The organism is Pseudoalteromonas sp. S16_S37, assembly GCF_014694405.1.
GTDB lineage: Bacteria > Pseudomonadota > Gammaproteobacteria > Enterobacterales > Alteromonadaceae > Pseudoalteromonas.
This window is the reverse complement of record NZ_JAAUWV010000171.1, coordinates 1-864: the sequence shown is the minus strand read 5'-3', so window position 1 is coordinate 864 and position 864 is coordinate 1. Positions and strand designations below refer to the sequence as shown.

Here is an 864-nt window from a genome sequence, read left to right as displayed (position 1 = left end):
GACTCTTCTGGTGTCTTTGCCATTTTTGCTCTGATTGGGTTTAAATCGACATACGCCATACAAGCCATTAATGCGGCCTCATCCAGTAACGCCTGACTTTTAAAGCGCCCTTCCCAGAAATGACCTGTGCAATTATCTTCTTTGTTAGCCCTACGGGCGATGTTTTCATTCAGCACGCGCATAAACCAGCTAATGCTCGATAATCGATTTCGATATTCCTCAATATCTTTACTGAGAAAAAATCGCTGCCCCTCATCCAAAGTCTCACCTTGCAAGAATTTGTGGCACAGCAGTGTGCCTTTGAAAAGCTTATGCCAACGTATGAGTATAGCTTTGTCACTCAGCCTTTGAGCTTTTTTATCATCCACATACAGCACCATATGGGTATGATTGCTCATTACCGCATAAGCACACACGTCAATACAAAATACCTTGGCTAAAAACAACAATCGTTCTTCTACCCAACCTCGACGATGCGCGTACGATTTACCCGTCAACTTGTCTTCGCCGCACAAAAATGCACGGCGAACACAACGTGAAACACAATGATAATATCGCGTATCCGACAAACTGATTTGTCGCTTCCGTGCTAATCCCATCGTTCACTCCTTGACCTAGAATTTGAAATGATTTTGAAGAACTAAAAGCTTAGACAAAGCACTCAAGGTTTCAAGTTTGAGTGCCTGTCCACGTTAATTACTCACTCAAACTTTCAAATTCGAGTGACTGTCCTTTTTAATTTTTGTGATGAGTAAAAAACTGCATCCCACAAAAATACTGCCAATAGGGATTTTCACACCACATGGCGACCGTATTTTCATCCGAAAGTTTATGAATTTGTTTAAGATATTCCAATCCAGCCAG

The 864-nt window shown here is 41.7% G+C and carries 1 protein-coding gene and 1 pseudogene; both read right to left on the bottom strand.

The features are described 5' to 3' along the window. Positions 1 to 599: transposase (locus tag HC733_RS22445; protein WP_446727651.1), on the bottom strand; the 599-nt coding region annotated here is incomplete at its 3' end. A gap of 148 nt (positions 600 to 747) precedes the next feature. Then, positions 748 to 864 (bottom strand): annotated as a pseudogene (locus HC733_RS22440) (transposase); the annotation flags it as partial.